We start from the raw sequence: 20,189 nt of genomic DNA on the forward strand, positions 1-20,189 counted from the left end.
TATATATAAAAAGCCTTATGCGCAAAATGACGCATAAGGCTTTTTCAATTTAATTTAAATCCCTCACAATTAATAAATTCCCCGTTTCCGGACTTTCAGTCCGAAAACGGGGAGCTGCTATAAAATATTCGCGATGTTTATTTGAATTCAAGGGTTACAGAGTGCTCTTTGCCGTCAGTGAACATAGGAATTATGCAATTGTCTGTTTTCTTGCCGTCAATACGTAAGTCGTAGGCAGAATCAATGAGCCTTGCAAAACCGCGGGGCTTAGTGATAGTTATGTTGTAAGAGCAGCCAGGCGCTTTCAGAGAATACTCAAGGCGTGTTTCATCCTCGCGCAAAACGGGGCTGAACATAATGCCGTCTTTTACATATTCAATGCCTGCCAGCGAAGTGATTGTAAGGTTGAGCCACGTTGCGGTTCCGCTGAGCAGAGGCCCGATATTCTCACCGGAATCAGCGTTGATATACTGAGTGCATATTCTGGGGTTTCCAGCGAGTTTAAACGGGTCTTCAAGGTTTTTGTAAGGCAAGACGAGGTCAATCATATAGTAGGCTAACCTTGCCATTTCCTTGGCAAGCGCCTTGTCCTTAACGCTTTTAGCCGCTTTTGCAAGCGCAGCAGTCGCCATCATCGAGGCGTGTTTGAAAACGGCTCCGTTTTCTCTGTCGCCATAGAAATAGTGGTCAGTTGCCGTATCATTTGCAAGCTTGTTTAAGTCAGCAGGGGTTGTAAGGCGGATTCCGTAGGGGGTCAGCATATACTTTTTAAGCGTATCGACCATAATGCCTATCTGCTCGTCGGTTGCGACTCCGGACAGTATTGCCCAGGAAAAACTGTTGAGGAAGTATGTGCCGTCGATATTCGGGTCGGCCGAAAGTTTATCGCCTTTTGCGCCGATGTAAGTGAAAGAGCCGTCTTTATAGCGGTTAAGCAGCACGCGCGCGAAGAAATTGCCTTTCCAAGCATATTTTTGGATTTTTTCTGAAAGGGCGCTGGAGATTTTCCTCATGCTCTGCTCAAGTTCGGCGTCTTTGTCAAGTTCCGCTATTTCGGCAAGATCGTCTACGGCGACTTTCAGAAGAAACGCATTCATAACGCTCTCGGAGTAATCACTCATAAAGCGGTCACCGTATTTGCCGCCGGTTTCTTTTAGTTGCTTGTAATAAAGCTTTTCCTTTTGTGCGCCGTCGACATAGTCATTGTCTATCTTCAGGCAATCGTTCCAGTCCGCTAAGTCAAGGAGCGGGAGACCATGGTTTCCGACAGATATAAAGGCGGAATACTGGATTATCGCCTTAAGAGTATCGCGGACAGCCCTCTTTTCGTTGTTGCCGTCAGCGACCGGCACTTCTTCGTTCAAGATTGATGTGTCCTTAGTATAGATAATATAGCGGTAATAAGCCTGCAATAACCACAGGCTGTCGTCAGAATAGAGTCCCGGCTGTTTGCCGACCCAGTAGAAATTATGGTTCGCGTATCCCATCTTGTAGACGTTTGATGTCCACTCGAACAGCAGGTTCTTCACAAAATCCTGATAGCCGAGATTGATAAAGTAGTACATGGACGCGTAAAGGTCCTGTATCTCCCTGAAACCAATCTCGCGGTAGCCTTTCTGGGTCTGGCAGAATGAGCGCGACATAAAGGTCTGGTAAAGTATCTGGAACGCCAGATTTTTATTAAATCCGGCATTAAACATCTTGTCTTCAGTTTTGAATTCGATGTATTTGCAGTATTTTTCCTGAAAATCAATAACTTCTCGCAGTGCCGACTGCACGGAGTCACTGGCTTCAAAATAGCGGAGCAGGGCTTCAAGCTCCTTCGGCATCGTTGTGTCGTCGTAGTTAGGGTTGTCTTTGCTTGAAGACATTCCAGTAAACGTGTCTATCTCGATGTCTTGTCCGGGCATAATGGTGAAAGGCGTTCCCAACGCGAAGAAACCCGGGCCTTTGCGGTTCAGCTTATTGTTTAAATGCTCGCCGCCCGCCGGATGTTCCAATGTCCCGTTGCCGACAAAATCATTGTAATCTGTGCAGAAGCTCTTCGGGAATATACGCTTACCATCCTTACGGACAAACATTGTCACAAAGCGCGTATCTTCATTATACTTTTTGCGGTAATAGTCGGGCGTAATGCCAATAAATTCCCCGTTGTCATTATAAAGGGCGGCGCTTTGCATAATAACATTGGTATAGGTGACGTCTTCAAAAATCGCGTGTGTCGCGGCTGTTCCGAACATGCCGGTATATGTAATGCTCAAGTTCCTTTTCCGTTCGGAATTATTCTTTATGTTGATTATCTGTATTTCAGTTGCAAGGGGCAGCCCTTTCTTTTGAGGGCAGAGGAAAATTGTTCTGGTGATTTCGAGTTTGCATGCCGTTTTATATTTTATAACCGTTCTGTTGCAGGAATGGATGCACTTTGCTTCGAGGATATTGTCGTCGTCAACGGACCCGGAATAGAAAATCTGCTTGCCGTTTTCATATAAATAAAATTGCCTGTTTGCCGGGAAGCCGTTTTCCTCTTGGCGCATATCATATCTTGTTGCAAGCACCTGTGTTGCAGCGTGCGACCTGAATGAACCTCTGCCGAACCGGTCGACTACGCTCTTTGGCGTTGTCTGCAAAGTTCTGTTGAAACCGAGCCTGTTTCCAATCAAGAGATTGACATAAAAATGCGGCCCGGGAGAGGGCTTTTTAAGGTCGATGACATGCTCTCCGTTTTCAGTCAATGTACCGGCCCAATTTTTGACGTCGCTGACAGTTGACTGGATAATGTCGTCTAATTCTTGGGGCAGCTTCACTTTTTGCCCGTCCTCAAAGACAAGGCAATAACGCATTCCCTCTAATGCCAGGCAAACCGATTTATTTTGGACATATTCATTTAAAAACGCGGCCAACTTACTGTTTTCAAGCAGCACCTGGATAACCGGAGCCTTAATCGGCAGTCCCGTTATGCCAATCACATTCTTGCATGATGAATCACTGTAAATTGCGTCGGCGCAGCCTGACATCGCAATAATGCTGCCGAATTTTTGTTTTAAAATTTCAAAAGGTGTCAATTTGCAGCTTCTGGGTGTAACTTTAGTTATCAAATCATGAACCTCCCATAAATTTTATGCCGAAACATTTTGATGAATTTGCGGATGGTTTATTTGAAAGTGTCTGAAATTTAATTTCGTAATGTATTTTGTGAATTTACGGCAAAAATAACTATTAGCTTGATTATCGCATATGCCAATTTGATTGTCAATATTTATGATTTAAGATATAAAATTATATAATATAAACATTAAATTACCAATTATGTATTTTATTTCATATTATAAATATACCTGACTTGCAACATAACGCTGTTTTATAAAAATTATCAATGGTTTATCCGTTTAAGCTCAGTAACGCCTAAAAAACAGCAGGGCCGTATTTTACGGCCCTGTTTTAGAATTATATAAGGCTTACAAAATAACGGTGAAAACTCAAGTCATCTGTCAGTTCTGGGTGAAAGGACGTTGCAATGATGTTATTTTGTCTTGCTGCGACAATTTTGCCGTCGAGAGAGGCCATCACATTAACGCTTTTTCCGGCCTGTTCTATCCACGGCGCGCGGATAAATACTGCCTTGATAGGTTCTTTTGAAACCTCGCTTACAATAATCTTTGTGGAAAAACTGTCAAGCTGGCAGCCATAGGCGTTTCGCCTGACTGTTATGTCCATTACTTTGAGATGTGCCGGTTCTCCGCCCGCAATGCTGTCAGCAAGCAGTATCATACCGGCGCATGTGCCCCAGACAGGCAGACCGTTATTAATTTTTTCCCTGAGCGGCTCGAGCAACTCAAAATCCCTGAGCAGTTTTCCTATAGTAGTGCTTTCCCCGCCGGGGATAATAAGTCCGTCCGCTTCATTGAGTTCGCTCAAAGTCCGTACCGGAATGGGCTTTATATCACTGAGTTTGCCCAGCATTTTAAGATGTTCTCTGAAAGAGCCCTGCAGGGCAAGTACCCCTATTGTTTTCATGTTACCAGCCCCTGTTTGCAAGGCGGTCGCTTTCATCTAAAGCAGAAAGGTCAATTCCGGGCATTGCTTCACCGAGGTCCTCTGAAACTTCCGCAATGATATCGGGCTTATCGTAATATGCAGTTGCCTTGACAATAGCACGGGCCCTCTTTTTTGGGTTGGAAGATTTGAAAATGCCGGAGCCGACGAATATGCCATCGCTGCCGAGCTGCATCATCAGTGCGGCGTCTGCCGGGGTTGCAATGCCGCCCGCAGAGAAATTGACAACCGGTAGTTTCCCGGTTTTTGCGACTTCAGCGACAAGTTCGTAAGGCGCACCGAGTTCTTTTGCAACTGTCATAAGCTCTTCGGCAGGGAGGCTTGAAATCCTGCGGATATCGGCCATGATTGTGCGCATATGGCGGACGGCCTCAACGACATTGCCTGTTCCTGCCTCGCCCTTTGTGCGTATCATGGAAGCGCCTTCGCCGATTCTTCTCAATGCTTCGCCGAGGTTGCGTGCGCCGCAAACAAACGGGGTTTTGAAAGCGTGCTTGTCGATGTGGAAGCAGTCATCCGCGGGTGTCAGGACCTCGCTTTCATCAATATAGTCGACACCGATGGACTCGAGTATTTGCGCCTCGACAAAATGCCCGATTCTGCACTTTGCCATTACGGGAATGGTAACCGCATTTTTGATTTCCTTAATCATTTTCGGGTCGGACATTCTTGCCACGCCGCCATGTTTTCTGATATCCGCCGGAACGCGTTCAAGGGCCATAACGGCAACAGCACCGGCTTCCTGCGCGATTTCCGCCTCTTTCGGGTTTGTAACGTCCATAATGACGCCGCCCTTTAGCATTTGGGCAAGATTCTTGTTGAGCTCATATCTGTCACTCATAATTATTCCTCCAAACTGTTGCGTTACAATTAATGCTATGGTATCATTATAGTTAACCATAAAAGGCAATTTCAAGCAGTTTGGTGATATTATGAATGAAATTGTATCGATACAATTTGATAAGAATGCGAAACCTTTGTATAAATCCATAGCGCGCGGCATCAAAAAGAAAATAGAGGATCAGACGATAAAAGGAGGCAGCAGGCTTCCTGCAGTAAGGCATCTTGCCAAAAATCTCGGCGTAAATATATCCACTGTTGTTGCCGCATACAAAAGTCTGGAGGAGGATGGGCTTGTCTACACAAAGCCGGGGAGCGGCACTTATTGTATGCCATCGCCCGCCCAGACGGCACAGAGCGACGAAGAAGCGAGCGAGCTTTTTTTGCGGGAAGAATTTGAAAGCGGACGTCTTATTGTTTCCGGCGATATGATAAATCTCGCAGGTAATTCGCCAAGCGCCGGCGTTTTTCCGGTCTCTGATTTTAAAAAGGCTGTGAACGAGGTTCTCGACACAGACGGAGGATATGCTTTTTCTTATCAAGAAAGTGAGGGTTACCGCCCTTTGCGGGAAATTCTCAGTGAGTTTTCGAAAAGTCATTATAGCATAGACTGTTCCGCCGACGAAATACTTGTAACGTCCGGCGCGCAGCAGGCACTGGACGTTATTTCAAAGGCGCTTATAAAGCATGGAGACACGGTTATGGCGGAACTGCCGTCATATACAGGAATCAGGTCCGTTTTTACCATCCATGGCGCAAAGATGCTTGGTATTCCGGTCGAACATGACGGAATTGACCTTAATATCACCGAATATTATGCAAAAAACTGCAGACCGAAGTTCCTTTATATCATGCCGGTTTATCAGACTCCGACCGGCGTGTGCCTTTCGGCGGAAAAAAGGCGCCGCCTGATTGAGCTTGCCGAAAAATATGATTTTTATATCGTTGAAGATGACCTTTTCAGTGATTTGAACTTGGTCGGGGAAAGGCTTTTTCCACTCAAGAAGGAAGATACCTGCGGCAGGGTTATCTATGTAAAGAGCTTTTCAAAGCTGATGATGCCGGGTATCAGGACGGGATTTATCATAACCCCCAAAAAACTCTTTGAAAATATGGCAAAGGCAAAATATGCTACAGACTTATCAGGTTCAGGTTTTATTCAGCGTGCTCTTGCCGTTTATTTCAAAAACGGCTTTTGGAATAAGAACATAGAGGGCCTTGTGGGATATTATCGCAAACGCCTTGAGATAACCCTTCGGGCGGTCAATTCATTTAAACGGTATGGAATCGGCCATGCCGAGGTAAAAGGCGGCTTTGGCGTTTGGCTCAATCTGCCCTCGAACGTGACCGATATGGACATCTATTATAAATGCAAGCAGAGAAAGGTAATTGTAGCGCCCGGCAGCTCTTTCTACCTCACCCCTGCCGCAGGATATCAGCACCATCTCCGCCTGAGCTTTGCTTCAAGTGAGCGCCTGACGGACGGGCTTAAAATAGTGGGGGAATGTATCAAATCCGCCGTCAATGAAACATCGACCCATACAATTTTTATTTAATGTAAATCAGCCTCGGCCGGTTATCGTAAAAAATACAAGCAAGGCGTTGAGGACAACTATTACGCAGGTTATAATAATACCCAATGCCTGTACCCAAGGTTTGTTTACAAGACTGCCCATCAAATCTTTTCTGCCGGATATTATCAGCAGTTGTATGACAGGTATCGGCAGAATGAAGCTCAGCACCACCTGGCTGATTACTAATGCGTACATCGTGTTTAACCCTAACCCGATTATAATCAGCGCTGGAAGCATGGTAATAAGCCTTCGGAGATTTACGGGGATATTTAAATTGATAAACCCCCTCATAATAGTTTGCCCGGCCATAGTACCGACTGCTGAAGAAGAGAGCCCGGAGGCGAGCAGGGCAATGCCGAATACCCCGCTTGACAGCGAACCCAATAGTGGTTCAAGTGACTTGTGGGCCTGCTGCATCGTTTCGACAACAATGCCGCTGCGGTGAAAAACTGCGGCAGAAACTATGACCATTGCCGCATTAACAAAAAATGCGATATTCATTGCAATCACTATATCGATTTTTTCCATTTTTAGATGGTGCTTTTTTTCTTCAAAAGAGCCTTTTTTGCATCTGCATTGGACCAACTCCGAATGTAGATAGATTACATGGGGCATTACAGTTGCGCCGAGCATACCGACCGCTATTGTGAGGGCTTCCTTGTTCGGGATCGAGGGTATGAGCGTATGAAGCGCAACCTGTGCCCAATCTGGTTTTGCAAGAAAGATTTCAATTAAGTAGGCTATGCAGATTATTGCGACCAAAACTGTTATTATTATTTCGACAATCTTCTGACCGTATTTCTCCATATAGCAGATGAAGAAAGTCAAAACGCCGGAGAGAAGTGCCGCATAAAACATCGGTATGCCGAACAATAGGTTTAATCCCAACGTAGCGCCGAGAAATTCCGCAAGGTCAGTCGCCATCGCGCCAATTTCAGCCAGCATCCAGAAAAAACAGTTTAAGCTTTTTGGGAATACTTTAGCGCACATTTCCGGCAGATTATGTCCGGTAGCTATTCCAAGCTTTGCGGATAAGGTCTGCAAGAATATTGCCATAATGTTGCTCCATAGGATTACCCATATGAGCGCGTAATTAAATTTTGAGCCGCCGCTTATGTTGCTTGCGACGTTGCCAGGATCCACATAGGCTACGCTCACTACGAATGCAGGCCCTATGTATTTTAAAAGGTTTGCAAACCCTGTTTTTCTGCGGGAAAAATGCCTTACAGCGATGCGGTTGCTTTGGGTGTGCAGATTGAAATCAGTTTCGCTTTCCAAGGTTATCACTCCATGAGATTGATGTTTTGTTGAGACATTAACTTTCAATAAACAATTTAGGCGCCTCTAAAATACTTGTCTTATTCAGACTATGTCAATCTCATGGCTTTTGCTACCAGCGTTTACTGACAGAAAAAAGGGCCGCGCAAAGGCGCGGCCCTATATTAGTCTGTTTTAGCGGCAAGCTCGGCATAAAGGCCGGGTTTTTCGCTTACGCATTTATTAAAATGTATAATCCTTTCAAGCGTTTCGTCGGATACGATATGTTCAATGCGCTCGGTGTCAATGAGCAGATTTTTGCTGATACCGAGGTTTTTGAGAAAAGTCTCAATAATCCTATGCCGTTCCAGCAGATACCGTCCCAGCTTGGCACCCTTGTCGGTAAGAATGATGATATCGTATTTCTTGTACTTGAGAAGCCCGTGTTCCGTCAGTTTTTTGACCATGCTTGTCGCCGAAGGCGGCCTCACGTTTAAAAGCTGAGCGAGGGTATTTACACGCATGTAATTTTGCGATAAGCTATATCTGTAAATCATTTCAAGGTAATCTTCCATCGCTGGAGTCAGCAGTTTCCGGTTTTGCTCAAGAATTTGATAACCGCGGACAGTATGAAAATCCGGCATAACGCTCATATTAGTCACTACCTAACCGTCTTAATAATCTGGCTTTGTTACAGCATATGCAAAACACAAAAGACATATTAAAAAATTTATTGGCAGCTAAGTTCCCGGAAATATGAGCGGCAAGGTAAACTATTTGTTGCGGCGTATATATTCTATTATGCTTCTTCCGGCAATAGCGCCTTCTCCAACCGCGACGGATATCTGTTTGAACCCGCCGGTGCAGTCGCCGGCCGCGAATAAGCCGTCGATATTTGTCTTTTTGCTGCTGTCGGTTATGATAATGTTTCCCTTAGTGGCGACGCCGAGTTTAGTGGCAAAATCTATGCTTGAAGCCGTCTCGCCCGCCACAAAGAGGCCATCAAGCTTTTCCGAACCGCTGTCAAGCACGATTTCTTCGAGCTTTTCGCCGCCGGACAGTTCAATTACTTTGTCGATACAAATTTTATATCTTTCAGCTTCTTTCGCATAAACCCCTGAAAAATCTGCGCTTTTACCGTTTGTGAAAATTGTTATGTCTTTAGTAAACGGTAAAAGCTCCATTGCTTCCTGAACGGCGTAATTTCCGTTGCCTAAAATGCCTACTTTTTTATTTTTAAAAAAGAACCCGTCGCAGGTGGTGCAGTAGCTGACCCCCTTGCCTTCAAACTTATCCATGCCGGGTATTTTCGGCCTTTTCGGCGGCAATCCGGTGGCAATGAGAACGGCTTTAGACAGATATTCTGTTTTAACAGTCCTTGTCGTGAACACTCTGTCGAATTCAATAGCAGTGACTTCATCTTTTTCAACAATGACGCCTAAGCGCTTAGCCTGTTTAATACCGGTCTCAAGCAGCTCTTTTCCGCTTATCGGATTTTCAAATCCATAATAGTTTTCGACTTTGTCTGCTTTTTCGAGCGAACTTCCCGATGAGCCTATGACCAGCGTTTTAAGGTTAGCTCTAACTGTATACAGGGACGCGGAAATTCCTGCCGGTCCGGCCCCGATTATAACTACATCAAAATATTCCATTCTATTACCTTCCCATTTGTCTTTGATAATATTATGATACCCAGCCTTATTATTGTCAACGTAGGCAAAAAATAGATTATGCGTTGGGGTTGCAATAGTTTGCAATGTTATTGATTGTTTTTGTTTAGTGTGTTAAACTTATACAAGCTTGATATTATAAAAAGTATTGCTTGGAGGTTAATAAAAAAATATGGCAAAGGTCAAAATACTTTCAGACAGTACATGCGATTTGCCAGCTGAAATCATTGAAAAATATGATATTGGCATAATTCCGCTGTACATAAATTTGGGAGGCAAAGTATATAAAGACAATAAGATAGATGTAACACCGAGCATTATATATGATTTTGTAGAAAAAACAGGCGAGCTTCCGGGCACTATTGGAGCCACTGTTGAAGATTTTAAAATAGAGTTTGAAAAGTGGCATAATGAAGGCTATGAGATAGTCTGCCATACGATTTCAAGCGATATGTCATGCACATATCAAAATGCGGTAATTGCTTCTGAGGGCATTGATGGTGTGTATGTTGTCGATTCGAGGAACCTTTGCACCGGCGTAGGGCTTTGCGTGATGAATTCAGCAGAGCTCGCTATGCAGGGTAAAAGTGCCGCTGAGATCGCAGAAAGCACCGCCGAATTTACAAAGAAAGTAAACACATCATTTGTTATAAATACGCTCGATTATCTTAAAAAAGGCGGCAGATGCTCCAGCGTAGCGGCGCTCGGCGCAAATCTTTTAAAAATCAAGCCCCAGATTGTGGTCGACGGCGGAACAATGAGAGTGGGCAAGAAATTCAGAGGGCCGCTTTCAAAAGTCCGGATGGAATATGTTGATACCTTGTTCAAAGACAAGGACGATATTGACACCAGAAGAGTAGTTTTGGCTCATACATATGGCGTTAGCCGCGAACAGCTTGACGCTTTGCGTGACAGGATAAATCAATATATCAGTTTTGACGAAATCATCGAAACCGAAGCGGGTGCTACAATAACATCCCACTCTGGGCCCGAAACGATTGGAATTATGTTTATTCAAAAATAATAGTCAATTTTTTTATGGATTGGTTATTTTAATAATTTTCATAATCTGATATAATAAAAAGCGGGGATTGTTATAGGATTTAACTAAAACCTCCCCAGAAACTATAAAATATATAAAAATATTGCCGATATTTACATTGAATAATTATTAGTGTTTTCGGGATATAGATGTTTGCTGGGAGGTACTGATTAATGAATCAGTCATTGATTGGCAGTGCTTACGATAAAAAGCTCTGCGAATTGTTCGATAAACTATTTTCAATGGGGAACTATTTCGCCGATGACGTAAGCCTCCGCAGCGAAAATTTACTGGGATCAAAATTTCACCTAACTCCCCGCGATTTATTATGGCTGTATTTCAAGGTTCAAAAAGCGTTCGATATACAAATCCCGCACCAAACCCTTGCTAAGTATAAATTCTTAACCTACAATGGAATACTTAATATAATAAATGATGTCAAGACGTCTTCCAAAAAAGCGGTATAATACTTAAACCAGTATCGGTCCCTCAAAGCTTTTAGGCTTTGAGGGGCTTTTTGCTGCCCGCTGGAAGGCGCTTTTTTGGCGGGTGAGCCGCAAACGCATGAATGTGAAAATTTGTATCAAAAAGTGCGGCCTTGCATATTATATAACAAACGGCTTTAGACCGTTATTGCCTTAGAGGAAAAGTGGAGTGATGCGACATGAAAATGCGCCTATTTGCTGTCGCAATATCTGCCATTTTTCTCGGAATCGGAATTCTCTTAGCCTGCTTTTTACCCGCTTCTGTTCTTGTAATTGTAATATCGCTTGCAATAATAATTATTGGGTTCTGCTGCCTTAAGAGGTAATACATAAAGGCGGCATAATGTCATATAAAGTTCCGCTTTGCCGCCAAAGCGGGGCTTTGGTTGTTTGAAAAAATATGTGCCGGCGGCAGAATGGGGGTTTTTATGAAAGTTGTTGTTTGGAAAAGCCCTAAATTTCTGCGCGGCTTTTTCCGTTTACTGTTCGGTATAAAAAGCCAGGATTAGAAATCCGGGTAATATTACAGGCATTTTACCGCAAAGTTTCGGCTTTGCGGTATTTTTTTTGCATATCGGAGTGCATATCCAAATATATTTATATTGCATTACTGCATGTCATGGAATCGGTGACAAGGAAGCGCAAATGTTGCGAAAAATCGAGGACTGCGCCGATTTGTCCATGATACGATTCTGAAAAGGAGATGGAGATATGGACTTACCAGTAAACCGAGCTGCTGTTCGTATAAACAAACTGGCGTTTGATGGCACAGCAGACCTGCCCATTGAAGGCGATGTCCTGCTGCCGGATTACTGCCCGGATATCGCGAGGGTACTCAATACTGAGGCATGTGCAAAAATAGATACAAAAACGCTTGATATGGGACGTCTAAATGTCAGCGGCACGTTTTGTGTCAGAATCATATATATCCCCGATAATTCGAGCTCGATAAGATGTTTTACTTATGAGAGCACACTTACACACACCTTTGAAGCGGCTGGCGTCGACCGCAACGATATGGCGAAAGCGAAAGCCAGAGTTGATTATGTCAACTGCAGGCCGATCAGTCCGAGAAGATTTCAGATTAAGGCTTCGGTTTCAATCTCTGCGAAGGTATGGAGCCGCAAGGACGAGGAAATTGTCACAGGGTGTGACGACGACAGGGTCGAGATGCTCAGCAGGCGCATAAAAGTCAGCAGCCCGATAGGTTTTGCCGAGCGTCCATTCAGCATCGAGGACGAACTTGAGGTAAGCTACGGCAAACCTCCTGTTGCCTCGATAGTGAGATGTGACGCGGCAGCGGTTGTGCAGGATTACAAGGTTATTGCTAATAAAATCATTACAAAGGGCGAATTGGTTCTACATACGCTTTATTCGCCGGAAGCGGAAGATTCAAGGCTTGAGGTTATGGACCATTCCCTGCCGCTGAGCCAGATAATTGACCTCGAGGGCGTTGATGAGCAAAGCATTGTCAGCGTTAAATATGAGGTTAAAAAGATAAATGTTGAGATGGCGGCTAATGAAGACGGTGAAAACCGGATAATGTCGGTCAAGGCGGAAATAAACGCTATGGCGAGCGCGCGGAGCAACGGCGAGGTTACAGTCGTTGCAGATGCGTATAGCCCTGTTTATGAAATGGAAATCCAGATGAAGCCGCTTTCCGTCGAATACATTACAGACGTCATTAAGTCTAATGAAACGGTAAAACTTTCGGTTGAAGCGCCCGGCGACGGTTTTTCAAGCGTTACCGATTGTGTAGTCAAACCCGAAACCGTGACGGCAAAGGCAGAGGGCAAGAATCTTGTCATAACCGGCGAAATGAGTATATCGGTAATGGCGTCGGATATGAATGGCGGGCCAGTATGCCTTGAACGATCCGCTCCCTTTACCATTAACGAGCCGATGAGTGCTCCGAGCGCCAATATCCGCTGCGAACCGGATATTACAGTCGTCGCAGCCACCTTCAGCATTGTTCCCGGCGGCATTGATATCCGCTGTGACTGCATGGTGTCCGCGATAGTGTTCAGTGTTGACAGCGAAAATGTCGTCGCTGATATGTCGCTTGACGAGACAAAGCCGCGGGAGATAAAACAGAAAACGCTTACATTGTATTTTGCCGACGGCGGGGAGAGCCTGTGGAACATTGCCAAGCGCTACAATACGTCGGTGGAGGCAATCAAACGCGAAAACAATCTTGAAGAAGATACGCTTCCAGAGCGTTCAATGCTGCTTATACCCAAAAAGCACTGCGCGAAAAACTGAAAGCAATACTCATTTCAGCTTGCCGCAGCGGCACAAAAATTAATTGACAAGGGGGATAAGTATGGAAAGCCGCAGCATATATCAGGATATAGCGCAGCGCACGGACGGTGATATTTACATTGGCGTTGTAGGTCCGGTCCGCACGGGAAAATCCACGTTCATCAAAAGGTTTATGGAGAGTCTCGTGATTCCGAACATAGAGAATTCCTATAAGAGGGAGCGGGCAACCGATGAACTGCCGCAGAGCGCTGCGGGACGTACTATAATGACGACGGAACCTAAATTCATTCCAAATGAGGCTGTGGAAATAAGGCTTAAGGACAACGCAGTTTTCAGGGTAAGGATGATCGACTGCGTCGGCTATATCGTGCCGAGCGCGCTCGGATATATAGAAAACGACAATCCGCGCATGGTTATGACGCCGTGGTATGACAAGGAGATTCCGTTCAATATGGCGGCGGAGATCGGGACCCGGAAGGTAATAACCGACCATTCTACCATAGGGCTTGTAGTCACCACCGACGGCAGTATCGGGGAGATCCCGAGGGATGAATATGCCGAGGCCGAGGAACGGGTAATTGAGGAGCTTAAGGATATTAATAAGCCATTTGTAATACTGCTCAACAGTACGCAGCCTACAGCAGCTTCGACATTGGCCCTCCGCGCTGAGATGGAGAACAAGTACAACGTGCCGGTAATTCCCGTAAACTGCCTTGAGCTCGGGGAAAACGAGATAAGGAGCATAATTGAGACTGTCCTGTTCGAGTTCCCGGTCAAGGAAATTGGCGTCGACCTGCCCGACTGGATAGCGGCCCTCGATATGGACCACTGGCTGCACTCTTCATTGTATAATACAATAAATGAAGCCGCGAAGAATATTACAAAGATAAGAGAAGTCCGCAATACGGTTGAAAGCATCGCCCAAAATGAAAATGTAACTAATGTTATGGTTACAGGCGTAGACCTCGGGAGCGGTACTGCATCAATCGCAATTACTGTTTCGCCCGGCCTGTTTTATCAGGTGCTTGGAGAGACGACCGGATTTAACATTTCAGGTGAAGGCGACCTGATTGAGCTTATGATGTCGCTTTCAAAGATGAAAAAGGAGTATGACAAGATAAAAGGCGCCCTCGAAGAAGTGAACGCGACTGGGTATGGAATCGTAATGCCGACGGTAGAGGAACTCAAACTCGAAGAGCCAGAAATGCTTAAACAGGGCGGACGTTTCGGGGTACGCCTCGAAGCCAGCAGCGATTCAATACATATGATAAAATGCCGCGTCGTTACGGAAATCAATCCGCTTGTCGGCTCGGAGAAGCAGTCTGAGGAGCTGGTAAACTACCTCCTCAAAGAATTTGAAGATAACCCGGATAAGATATGGGATTCGAACATCTTCGGCAAGTCGCTCCACGAGCTTGTCACCGATGAGCTGCACAATAAGCTCCACCATATGCCCGCGGACGCCAGACTTAAGATTCAGGAGACACTCGAGCGAATAATCAACGAGGGCTGCGGAGGGCTTATTTGCATCCTGCTTTAAGGAACGCATATATTAAAAGAGAGCCGTCTGGCTCTCTTTTTTTATCAGGTTGTGCTATAATAAAAACAAGGCTAAATTTTGATGAAAGTGTGTTCTGATGGCTGACTATAAGCTGCTTTTGTTTGACGCTGATGAGACGCTTTTTGATTTTAATAAGGCGATGCGCGTGTCGCTTTCGCGCTGTCTTGAGCATTACGGCGTAGAGTGCAGTGCCGAAATGCTGGACACCTTTGATAAAATCAATATAAAGTACTGGAATATGTATGAGAGCGGCAAAATATCACGCCCTAAAATGCAGAAAAGCCGGTTTGAAGAGTTTTTGTCCCAATTCAATATAGACTGCGACCCCGAAGAGTTTGACGCGCTTTATATAGACAATCTCGCTTTCTGCCCGTTTTTATATGACGGGGTAGAGGAACTGTGCAGGGAGCTGTCTGGCCGTTACAGGATGTCTATTGTGACAAACGGCATAGCATATATGCAGCGGAAGCGTATCGAATCGTCGTCCATCAGAAAATATTTCGAACACATAATAATATCCGACGACGCGGGGTATCCAAAACCGGAAAAAGGCTTTTTTGACTATGTTTTCAGGATTTACAGCGATATTCCCCGCCGCGCCGCGCTGGTGATTGGGGACTCACTCGTGGCAGATATAAAGGGCGGCATTGACGCCGGCACTGCGACATGCTGGGTCAACCCCAGCGGAACTTGCAGCGACGGTACTATCAAGCCGGACTATGAAATAAAGAACATCAATGAACTGCGCACGCTTCTTCTTTAAACTATGACTGCAATCAAATCGGAGGATTATAATGCAAACAGTATTTAAATCGTATAAAAAAGATTTTGAACATTCCTATTCATTCGGAGCATTTCCGACAATAGAACTAATAAAATCAAAGCCCGAAAAGGTCATAAAGGTTTTTGCCAGCACCTCTTACAGGGAGGAAGGACGCGAAGAATTAGAGAATCTCTGCAGAAAAAATAACGTGGAGCTTGAAATAAACGATAAAGTCATCTCCCGTTTAAGCCCAAAGGAGAGCTGCCTTGTCATAGGGGCTTTCAAAAAGTATGAGTGCGAGCTTCAAAAGAATGTCCCGCATGTGGCGCTGCAAAACCCGAGCAATATGGGCAATCTCGGCACAATAATGAGAACTATGCTCGGCTTCGGCGTCCATGACCTTGCAATTATCGGCGGCGGTGCCGATATACTTGACCCGAAGGTTATCCGCGCTTCAATGGGCGCCATATTCCGTATAAGATTTTCCCATTTTGATACGATTGAACAATATGCAGAGATATTCACATCTCACGAGCTGTATCCGTTCATGCTTGACGGCGAGCTGTCGCTTTCGGATATGCCGCCGCGTTCGGACAAGCCCTTTACGCTGATTTTCGGCAACGAGGCGACGGGCCTTGACGAGCATTACAAACAGATAGGCAAAAGCGTCGTTATAAAACATTCCGGAGAGATAGATTCACTCAATCTCTCGATTGCAGCGGGCATAGCGCTTTACGAGTTTACGAAGAAACGCTGACGATAGGGTGTGTTTTATTGCCAAGTAATTAATCCTTGCCCTCCATAAACCAGCGGTTGCCCTCAAGGAACATATAAGCTTCCTTTCCCTGTATCCGGCAGGTATATCGGATTCCGCAGCCTCCTGCTTTTAGAGATGCTGCTGGGCGTATATCAATAATGCGGTCGACTTCATAGTTCCGCCCGTCCTCCCAAGTGAAGGAACGCGGCAAAACCTTGCCGTCTGCGGTAAAGTCAGCATTTACTGCGACGTAAACCTTTCGCATAATAACCACTCCATATAATATCAAAAAGGAACGTCGTTCCCTTATATTATATCATGCCGTACATTGATGTAAACAGGAAATTTTTGCGCAAAGACAAAAAATCCGGTTCGGTTTGAACCGGATTTTTTATTGCGTTTTTAACTGTAAAAACTGTAGAAATGCATATAATTAATAAAAGATAAGTCCCGAAATCCAAATTGCAAAAATGTAAGTTTATTCATTATAGTCTTGGACGCCAGACAATTTTACGCTAAAGAGAAAGGAATGACTGCATGCATGGGCGATTTTGATAAGATGCGAAAGACTTTGCTTGAGGCGGCAAAGAACAACAGGCTTGAGGAAACTGCCGAGAAATTAAAGAATGAGGTGCCAAAGGAAGAGCAAAGAGCGCTTGACAGCCTTCTGCACCCTGAAAGATACGGGCCTGTCGTTCAGCTTTCCGATTGTGTCTGTGCTGACGGCGAAGCGAAATGTGAGTTACACTGCCTTTTTGATGGGATAAAGCGCGATAAAGACGGTAAACTCATCGTTTCAACGGACTGCGCGGGATGTGGGCTTTGCATAGAAGACTGTGAAAATCATGTCCTTGCTGGCAGAGTAGATCTAATACCATTAATGAAGCTGCTCGCCGAGCATAAGACCCCTGTTTATGCGATGATTGCGCCTGCTTTTTCAGGCCAGTTCAGTGAAAAAGTAACGGCCGGCAAACTCAGGAGCGCATTCAAGGCGGCCGGGTTTTACGGAATGATTGAGGTGGCTTTATTTGCCGATATACTGACGCTTAAAGAGGCGTTGGAGTTTGACCGGGCCATTCAAGACGACAACGATTTTATTATGACGAGCTGCTGCTGTCCCATGTGGGTCGCGCTGATAAAGAAGAAGTATGCTTCGCTGATTCCCCATGTGCCGCCGTCGGTGTCGCCTATGGTAGCCTGCGGGCGCTCAATAAAGCATATTCATCCAGAAGCCGTGACAGTGTTTATCGGCCCGTGCATTGCGAAGAAGGCGGAGGCAAGGGAAGAGGATATCAAGGACGCCGTTGATTATGTGTTGACCTTTCAGGAGACCGCCGAGCTGTTTGAGGTCTGCGGCATAGACCCCGCCGAGATGCCAGAGGACGAAAGCGACCATTCTTCAAAAGGCGGGCGTATTTATGCAAAAACGGGTGGTGTCAGTGAGGCTGTAAAGTCTACCGTAGAAAGACTCAATCCACACAGGAAAATCGCACTTAAGGCACAGCAGGCAGACGGCATTGTCGACTGCAAAAAGATGCTTTTGGAAATAGAAAAGGGAAATATTAACGCTAATTTCATCGAGGGAATGGGCTGTAAAGGCGGATGTATAGGCGGTCCGAAGCGAATTATACCGGTTGATGAGGCAAGGGAACACATAAATAATTATGCAAAATCTGCGTCATGTAAAACGCCGGCTGACAATCCACATGTGCTCATGATTCTCCAAAAATTGGGTTTTGACACATTAGAAAGTCTTCTTGACAGAGACAATATTTTTATCCGCCAATTCAAATAATATGCATAATCTAAAAAAGAGGCTTGCACAACTCACAATTTTGAGTTATGCAAGTCTCAAATCCTATTATTCATCTGAGGAATCAAATTGAAACATTGTTCGACAAAATTATTCCATAGAAAAATGACAAAAAATAGAATGAAATGCAATATATAAGCGTAATATTATATTATCGAAATGCGATCAGCACCGTTTCGCGGTGTTGCTAAGCCGGTGAGCCAGGGTTAATCAAATAGCAATCTGCTTGAATACTGAACCGTCAAGCTTCTTGATGTAAAAGGTGCCATTTTCAAGAACACCGTAGGTGTTTGGATTGCCTTCTTTGGGCAGCGATATGGACCCGGGATTAATTATCGTAATCCCATTTTCCTTTTTTGCCACCGGAATGTGGGTGTGTCCGAAGAAGAAAACGTCCCCGCTGCTGAGAGGGGGCAATTTTTTATCGTTAAAAATGTGCCCGTGCGTCAAGAACAGCCTTTTATTCTCAAAGAGTATTGACGAATAAGTCGACGTCATCGGGAATTTGAGCACCATTTCGTCAACTTCGCTGTCACAGTTGCCCCTGACGGCGATGATTTTTGCCGCATATGTATTGAGCGTTTCTGCGACCTCTTTTGGGTTGTAATCGCGGGTCAGCGGGTTTCTGGCCCCGTGGTAGAGTTCGTCTCCCAGAATAACTATGTGGGAAGCTTCTTCAGCTTTAAATCGCTCAAGCGCTTTGTTAAGAAAATATAAAGAGCCATGAATGTCCGAGATAAAAAACAGTTTCATAGTACCTCCAAAAAGTTAAATAAATGGCTGAAAGTTGACAAAGTCATTCATTGAGAATAGAATTATTAAGCTTTTGGCTTTTTCACCTTTATATTATAACATTTGAGCGCCAGTTTAACAAATTACATCGCTAAAATATCAATATATGAAACAAAACGAAACACTTATGCGCGAATCTTTGTTAATTAGATAAATATTACGGTGGGATATATATGCAAAAAGCTGTTGACACGCTTTGTGGCTACAATATATAATACATTGTATGCTGATTTAAATATAGGGATAATATGACGGCTGGACAATTGTAAAATTCACGAAATCGTTTTATCCATTAAATCTAATTTATTTAAATTTTTGTTACTTATTTTATTATTCAAAAACAAGGACTGATAGAAGGAAGCGGCTTTGTTGATGAGAAAATATTCGGAGGTAGATTGATTTGCGCTATGTTCTAAAGCGATTAGGACTATCATTAATTACATTATTCTTTATTATAACTGCTACATTTTTTCTAATGCATCTTGTACCAGGAGGACCATTCCAGAGCGACAGAAATCTGCCGCAGAACATAATCCATAATATGGAAGTAAAATATGGATATGACAAGCCGCTGCTTACCCAATATCGTAATTATCTTGTAGATATACTTCACGGTGATCTGGGTTATTCGGTAAAACAGCATGGCCGGTCTGTCAATGAAATGATAGGTACATATTTCCCTGTATCAGCACGTCTTGGCTTGGTAGCTATTGCCTTTGCCTTTGTACTTGGAACAATCATGGGTATCGGTTCGGCTCTTAAAAACGGAAAAGCGCTGGACCACGGCATAATGATTTTGGCGACAATAGGAACCTCAGTACCGTCATTTGTTATAGCGACTGTTAGCATGATAATTTTCGGCGTACAGCTTAAATGGCTTCCTACTTACGGGCTTGATACGCCGCAGAAATATATATTGCCGGCTTTTGCGCTTTCATTTTTCCCGCTGAGCTTTATTGCAAGGCTTATGCGTTCGAGTATGCTTGATGTTATAAATCAGGATTACATTAAAACGGCGAGAGCGAAGGGACTCAGTGAATCTGTGGTCATCATCAAGCATGCCGCAAGGAATGCACTGCAGCCTGTAATTACATATCTCGGTACTCTGACCGCAGGAGTTCTTACGGGAAGCTTTGTTATTGAAAAGGTATTTACGATTCCCGGCCTCGGAAAATCATTCGTTGAGAGCATATTCAACCGCGATTACCCATTGATTATGGGAACTACGGTATTCTATGCTGCACTTCTTATTTTAATATACTTCTTGGTCGATGTTCTTTACGCTGTTATCGACCCGAGGATTAAGTTTGGGAAATAGGG

19 protein-coding genes are annotated in these 20,189 nt (G+C 44.5%); 11 read left to right on the plus strand and 8 right to left on the minus strand.

The window, feature by feature from the left end; all coding sequences use genetic code 11:
- Positions 1 to 137: 137 nt before the first annotated feature.
- The 3 genes from V6C21_RS04205 to pdxS form a co-directional block, all read right to left on the minus strand.
- Positions 138 to 3,095 carry a GH36-type glycosyl hydrolase domain-containing protein gene (locus V6C21_RS04205; RefSeq protein ID WP_052659865.1) on the minus strand — a complete coding sequence of 986 codons (2,958 nt, stop codon included), beginning with the start codon at positions 3,093 to 3,095 and terminating at the stop codon, positions 138 to 140.
- A 349-nt stretch (positions 3,096 to 3,444) separates the two neighbouring features.
- Complete coding sequence (gene pdxT / locus V6C21_RS04210; protein WP_479268414.1) at positions 3,445 to 4,014, minus strand: pyridoxal 5'-phosphate synthase glutaminase subunit PdxT; 570 nt, start codon at positions 4,012 to 4,014, stop codon at positions 3,445 to 3,447.
- Between the two features lies 1 nt (position 4,015).
- Positions 4,016 to 4,894: a pyridoxal 5'-phosphate synthase lyase subunit PdxS gene (gene pdxS, locus V6C21_RS04215; RefSeq protein WP_034837231.1), complete on the minus strand. Its 879-nt coding sequence runs from the start codon at positions 4,892 to 4,894 to the stop codon at positions 4,016 to 4,018.
- 91 nt (positions 4,895 to 4,985) lie between these two features.
- Here pdxS and pdxR point away from each other — a divergent pair, with 91 nt between their 5' ends.
- Positions 4,986 to 6,449 (plus strand): MocR-like pyridoxine biosynthesis transcription factor PdxR, encoded by a 1,464-nt coding sequence (gene pdxR, locus V6C21_RS04220; protein WP_479268415.1) that lies wholly within the window; start codon positions 4,986 to 4,988, stop codon positions 6,447 to 6,449.
- 6 nt (positions 6,450 to 6,455) lie between these two features.
- On the opposite strand, the gene V6C21_RS04225 is transcribed toward pdxR, so the two are convergent.
- The 3 genes from V6C21_RS04225 to V6C21_RS04235 form a co-directional block, all read right to left on the minus strand.
- Positions 6,456 to 7,700, minus strand: coding sequence for an Nramp family divalent metal transporter (locus V6C21_RS04225; RefSeq protein ID WP_045085991.1), 1,245 nt, complete (start codon positions 7,698 to 7,700; stop codon positions 6,456 to 6,458).
- Positions 7,701 to 7,909: 209 nt separating this feature from the next.
- The gene (locus V6C21_RS04230; RefSeq protein ID WP_034837236.1) at positions 7,910 to 8,377 is read right to left on the minus strand and encodes a metal-dependent transcriptional regulator; all 468 of its coding nucleotides are present in this window, start codon (positions 8,375 to 8,377) and stop codon (positions 7,910 to 7,912) included.
- A gap of 120 nt (positions 8,378 to 8,497) precedes the next feature.
- Positions 8,498 to 9,376, minus strand: a complete 879-nt coding sequence (locus tag V6C21_RS04235) for an NAD(P)/FAD-dependent oxidoreductase (protein WP_034837238.1) — start codon at positions 9,374 to 9,376, stop codon at positions 8,498 to 8,500.
- Positions 9,377 to 9,566: 190 nt separating this feature from the next.
- Between V6C21_RS04235 and V6C21_RS04240 the strand changes: the two genes are divergently transcribed.
- The 8 genes from V6C21_RS04240 (at position 9,567) to V6C21_RS04275 (ending at position 16,264) form a co-directional block, all read left to right on the plus strand.
- The gene (locus tag V6C21_RS04240; RefSeq protein ID WP_034837241.1) at positions 9,567 to 10,418 is read left to right on the plus strand and encodes a DegV family protein; all 852 of its coding nucleotides are present in this window, start codon (positions 9,567 to 9,569) and stop codon (positions 10,416 to 10,418) included.
- Between the two features lie 191 nt (positions 10,419 to 10,609).
- Positions 10,610 to 10,903 carry a hypothetical protein gene (locus tag V6C21_RS04245; RefSeq protein WP_051492313.1) on the plus strand — a complete coding sequence of 98 codons (294 nt, stop codon included), beginning with the start codon at positions 10,610 to 10,612 and terminating at the stop codon, positions 10,901 to 10,903.
- Between the two features lie 197 nt (positions 10,904 to 11,100).
- Positions 11,101 to 11,247: a hypothetical protein gene (locus V6C21_RS04250; RefSeq protein ID WP_479268416.1), complete on the plus strand. Its 147-nt coding sequence runs from the start codon at positions 11,101 to 11,103 to the stop codon at positions 11,245 to 11,247.
- Between the two features lie 102 nt (positions 11,248 to 11,349).
- On the plus strand, positions 11,350 to 11,430 hold the full coding sequence (gene spoVM / locus V6C21_RS04255; RefSeq protein ID WP_479268452.1) for a stage V sporulation protein SpoVM: 81 nt from the start codon (positions 11,350 to 11,352) through the stop codon (positions 11,428 to 11,430).
- Positions 11,431 to 11,632: 202 nt separating this feature from the next.
- Positions 11,633 to 13,183, plus strand: a complete 1,551-nt coding sequence (locus V6C21_RS04260; protein ID WP_479268417.1) for a DUF3794 and LysM peptidoglycan-binding domain-containing protein — start codon at positions 11,633 to 11,635, stop codon at positions 13,181 to 13,183.
- Between the two features lie 61 nt (positions 13,184 to 13,244).
- Positions 13,245 to 14,723: a stage IV sporulation protein A gene (gene spoIVA, locus V6C21_RS04265; protein WP_034837247.1), complete on the plus strand. Its 1,479-nt coding sequence runs from the start codon at positions 13,245 to 13,247 to the stop codon at positions 14,721 to 14,723.
- Positions 14,724 to 14,820: 97 nt separating this feature from the next.
- Positions 14,821 to 15,507, plus strand: coding sequence for a YjjG family noncanonical pyrimidine nucleotidase (locus V6C21_RS04270; protein WP_479268418.1), 687 nt, complete (start codon positions 14,821 to 14,823; stop codon positions 15,505 to 15,507).
- Positions 15,508 to 15,538: 31 nt separating this feature from the next.
- Complete coding sequence (locus V6C21_RS04275) at positions 15,539 to 16,264, plus strand: TrmH family RNA methyltransferase (RefSeq protein ID WP_034837252.1); 726 nt, start codon at positions 15,539 to 15,541, stop codon at positions 16,262 to 16,264.
- Positions 16,265 to 16,292: 28 nt separating this feature from the next.
- On the opposite strand, the gene V6C21_RS04280 is transcribed toward V6C21_RS04275, so the two are convergent.
- Positions 16,293 to 16,529 (minus strand): hypothetical protein, encoded by a 237-nt coding sequence (locus V6C21_RS04280; protein WP_479268419.1) that lies wholly within the window; start codon positions 16,527 to 16,529, stop codon positions 16,293 to 16,295.
- A gap of 264 nt (positions 16,530 to 16,793) precedes the next feature.
- On the opposite strand from V6C21_RS04280, the gene V6C21_RS04285 reads away from it, so the two are divergent.
- Complete coding sequence (locus tag V6C21_RS04285) at positions 16,794 to 18,059, plus strand: [Fe-Fe] hydrogenase large subunit C-terminal domain-containing protein (protein WP_479268420.1); 1,266 nt, start codon at positions 16,794 to 16,796, stop codon at positions 18,057 to 18,059.
- A gap of 228 nt (positions 18,060 to 18,287) precedes the next feature.
- Here V6C21_RS04285 and yfcE read toward each other — a convergent pair whose 3' ends face one another.
- Positions 18,288 to 18,830, minus strand: a complete 543-nt coding sequence (yfcE, locus tag V6C21_RS04290; protein ID WP_034837258.1) for a phosphodiesterase — start codon at positions 18,828 to 18,830, stop codon at positions 18,288 to 18,290.
- 439 nt (positions 18,831 to 19,269) lie between these two features.
- Between yfcE and V6C21_RS04295 the strand changes: the two genes are divergently transcribed.
- Positions 19,270 to 20,187 (plus strand): ABC transporter permease subunit, encoded by a 918-nt coding sequence (locus V6C21_RS04295; protein ID WP_034837260.1) that lies wholly within the window; start codon positions 19,270 to 19,272, stop codon positions 20,185 to 20,187.
- Positions 20,188 to 20,189 lie beyond the last annotated feature (2 nt).

Origin of the sequence: [Clostridium] cellulosi, assembly GCF_036762875.1 — a bacterium.
Lineage (GTDB): Bacteria > Bacillota > Clostridia > Oscillospirales > Ethanoligenentaceae > Ruminiclostridium_D > Ruminiclostridium_D cellulosi.

What these genes read in the sequence shown, in the direction of transcription:
- V6C21_RS04240 (WP_034837241.1), top strand. Translation starts at nt 9,567, where the DNA reads ATGGCAAAGGTCAAAATACTTTCAGACAGTACATGCGATTTGCCAGCT.
- V6C21_RS04280 (WP_479268419.1), bottom strand. Translation starts at nt 16,529, where the DNA reads ATGCGAAAGGTTTACGTCGCAGTAAATGCTGACTTTACCGCAGACGGC.
- V6C21_RS04285 (WP_479268420.1), top strand. Translation starts at nt 16,794, where the DNA reads ATGACTGCATGCATGGGCGATTTTGATAAGATGCGAAAGACTTTGCTT.
- pdxR (WP_479268415.1), top strand. Translation starts at nt 4,986, where the DNA reads ATGAATGAAATTGTATCGATACAATTTGATAAGAATGCGAAACCTTTG.
- spoVM (WP_479268452.1), top strand. Translation starts at nt 11,350, where the DNA reads ATGAAAGTTGTTGTTTGGAAAAGCCCTAAATTTCTGCGCGGCTTTTTC.
- V6C21_RS04230 (WP_034837236.1), bottom strand. Translation starts at nt 8,377, where the DNA reads ATGAGCGTTATGCCGGATTTTCATACTGTCCGCGGTTATCAAATTCTT.
- V6C21_RS04260 (WP_479268417.1), top strand. Translation starts at nt 11,633, where the DNA reads ATGGACTTACCAGTAAACCGAGCTGCTGTTCGTATAAACAAACTGGCG.
- spoIVA (WP_034837247.1), top strand. Translation starts at nt 13,245, where the DNA reads ATGGAAAGCCGCAGCATATATCAGGATATAGCGCAGCGCACGGACGGT.
- V6C21_RS04270 (WP_479268418.1), top strand. Translation starts at nt 14,821, where the DNA reads ATGGCTGACTATAAGCTGCTTTTGTTTGACGCTGATGAGACGCTTTTT.
- yfcE (WP_034837258.1), bottom strand. Translation starts at nt 18,830, where the DNA reads ATGAAACTGTTTTTTATCTCGGACATTCATGGCTCTTTATATTTTCTT.
- pdxT (WP_479268414.1), bottom strand. Translation starts at nt 4,014, where the DNA reads ATGAAAACAATAGGGGTACTTGCCCTGCAGGGCTCTTTCAGAGAACAT.
- pdxS (WP_034837231.1), bottom strand. Translation starts at nt 4,894, where the DNA reads ATGAGTGACAGATATGAGCTCAACAAGAATCTTGCCCAAATGCTAAAG.
- V6C21_RS04250 (WP_479268416.1), top strand. Translation starts at nt 11,101, where the DNA reads ATGAAAATGCGCCTATTTGCTGTCGCAATATCTGCCATTTTTCTCGGA.
- V6C21_RS04235 (WP_034837238.1), bottom strand. Translation starts at nt 9,376, where the DNA reads ATGGAATATTTTGATGTAGTTATAATCGGGGCCGGACCGGCAGGAATT.
- V6C21_RS04275 (WP_034837252.1), top strand. Translation starts at nt 15,539, where the DNA reads ATGCAAACAGTATTTAAATCGTATAAAAAAGATTTTGAACATTCCTAT.
- V6C21_RS04245 (WP_051492313.1), top strand. Translation starts at nt 10,610, where the DNA reads ATGAATCAGTCATTGATTGGCAGTGCTTACGATAAAAAGCTCTGCGAA.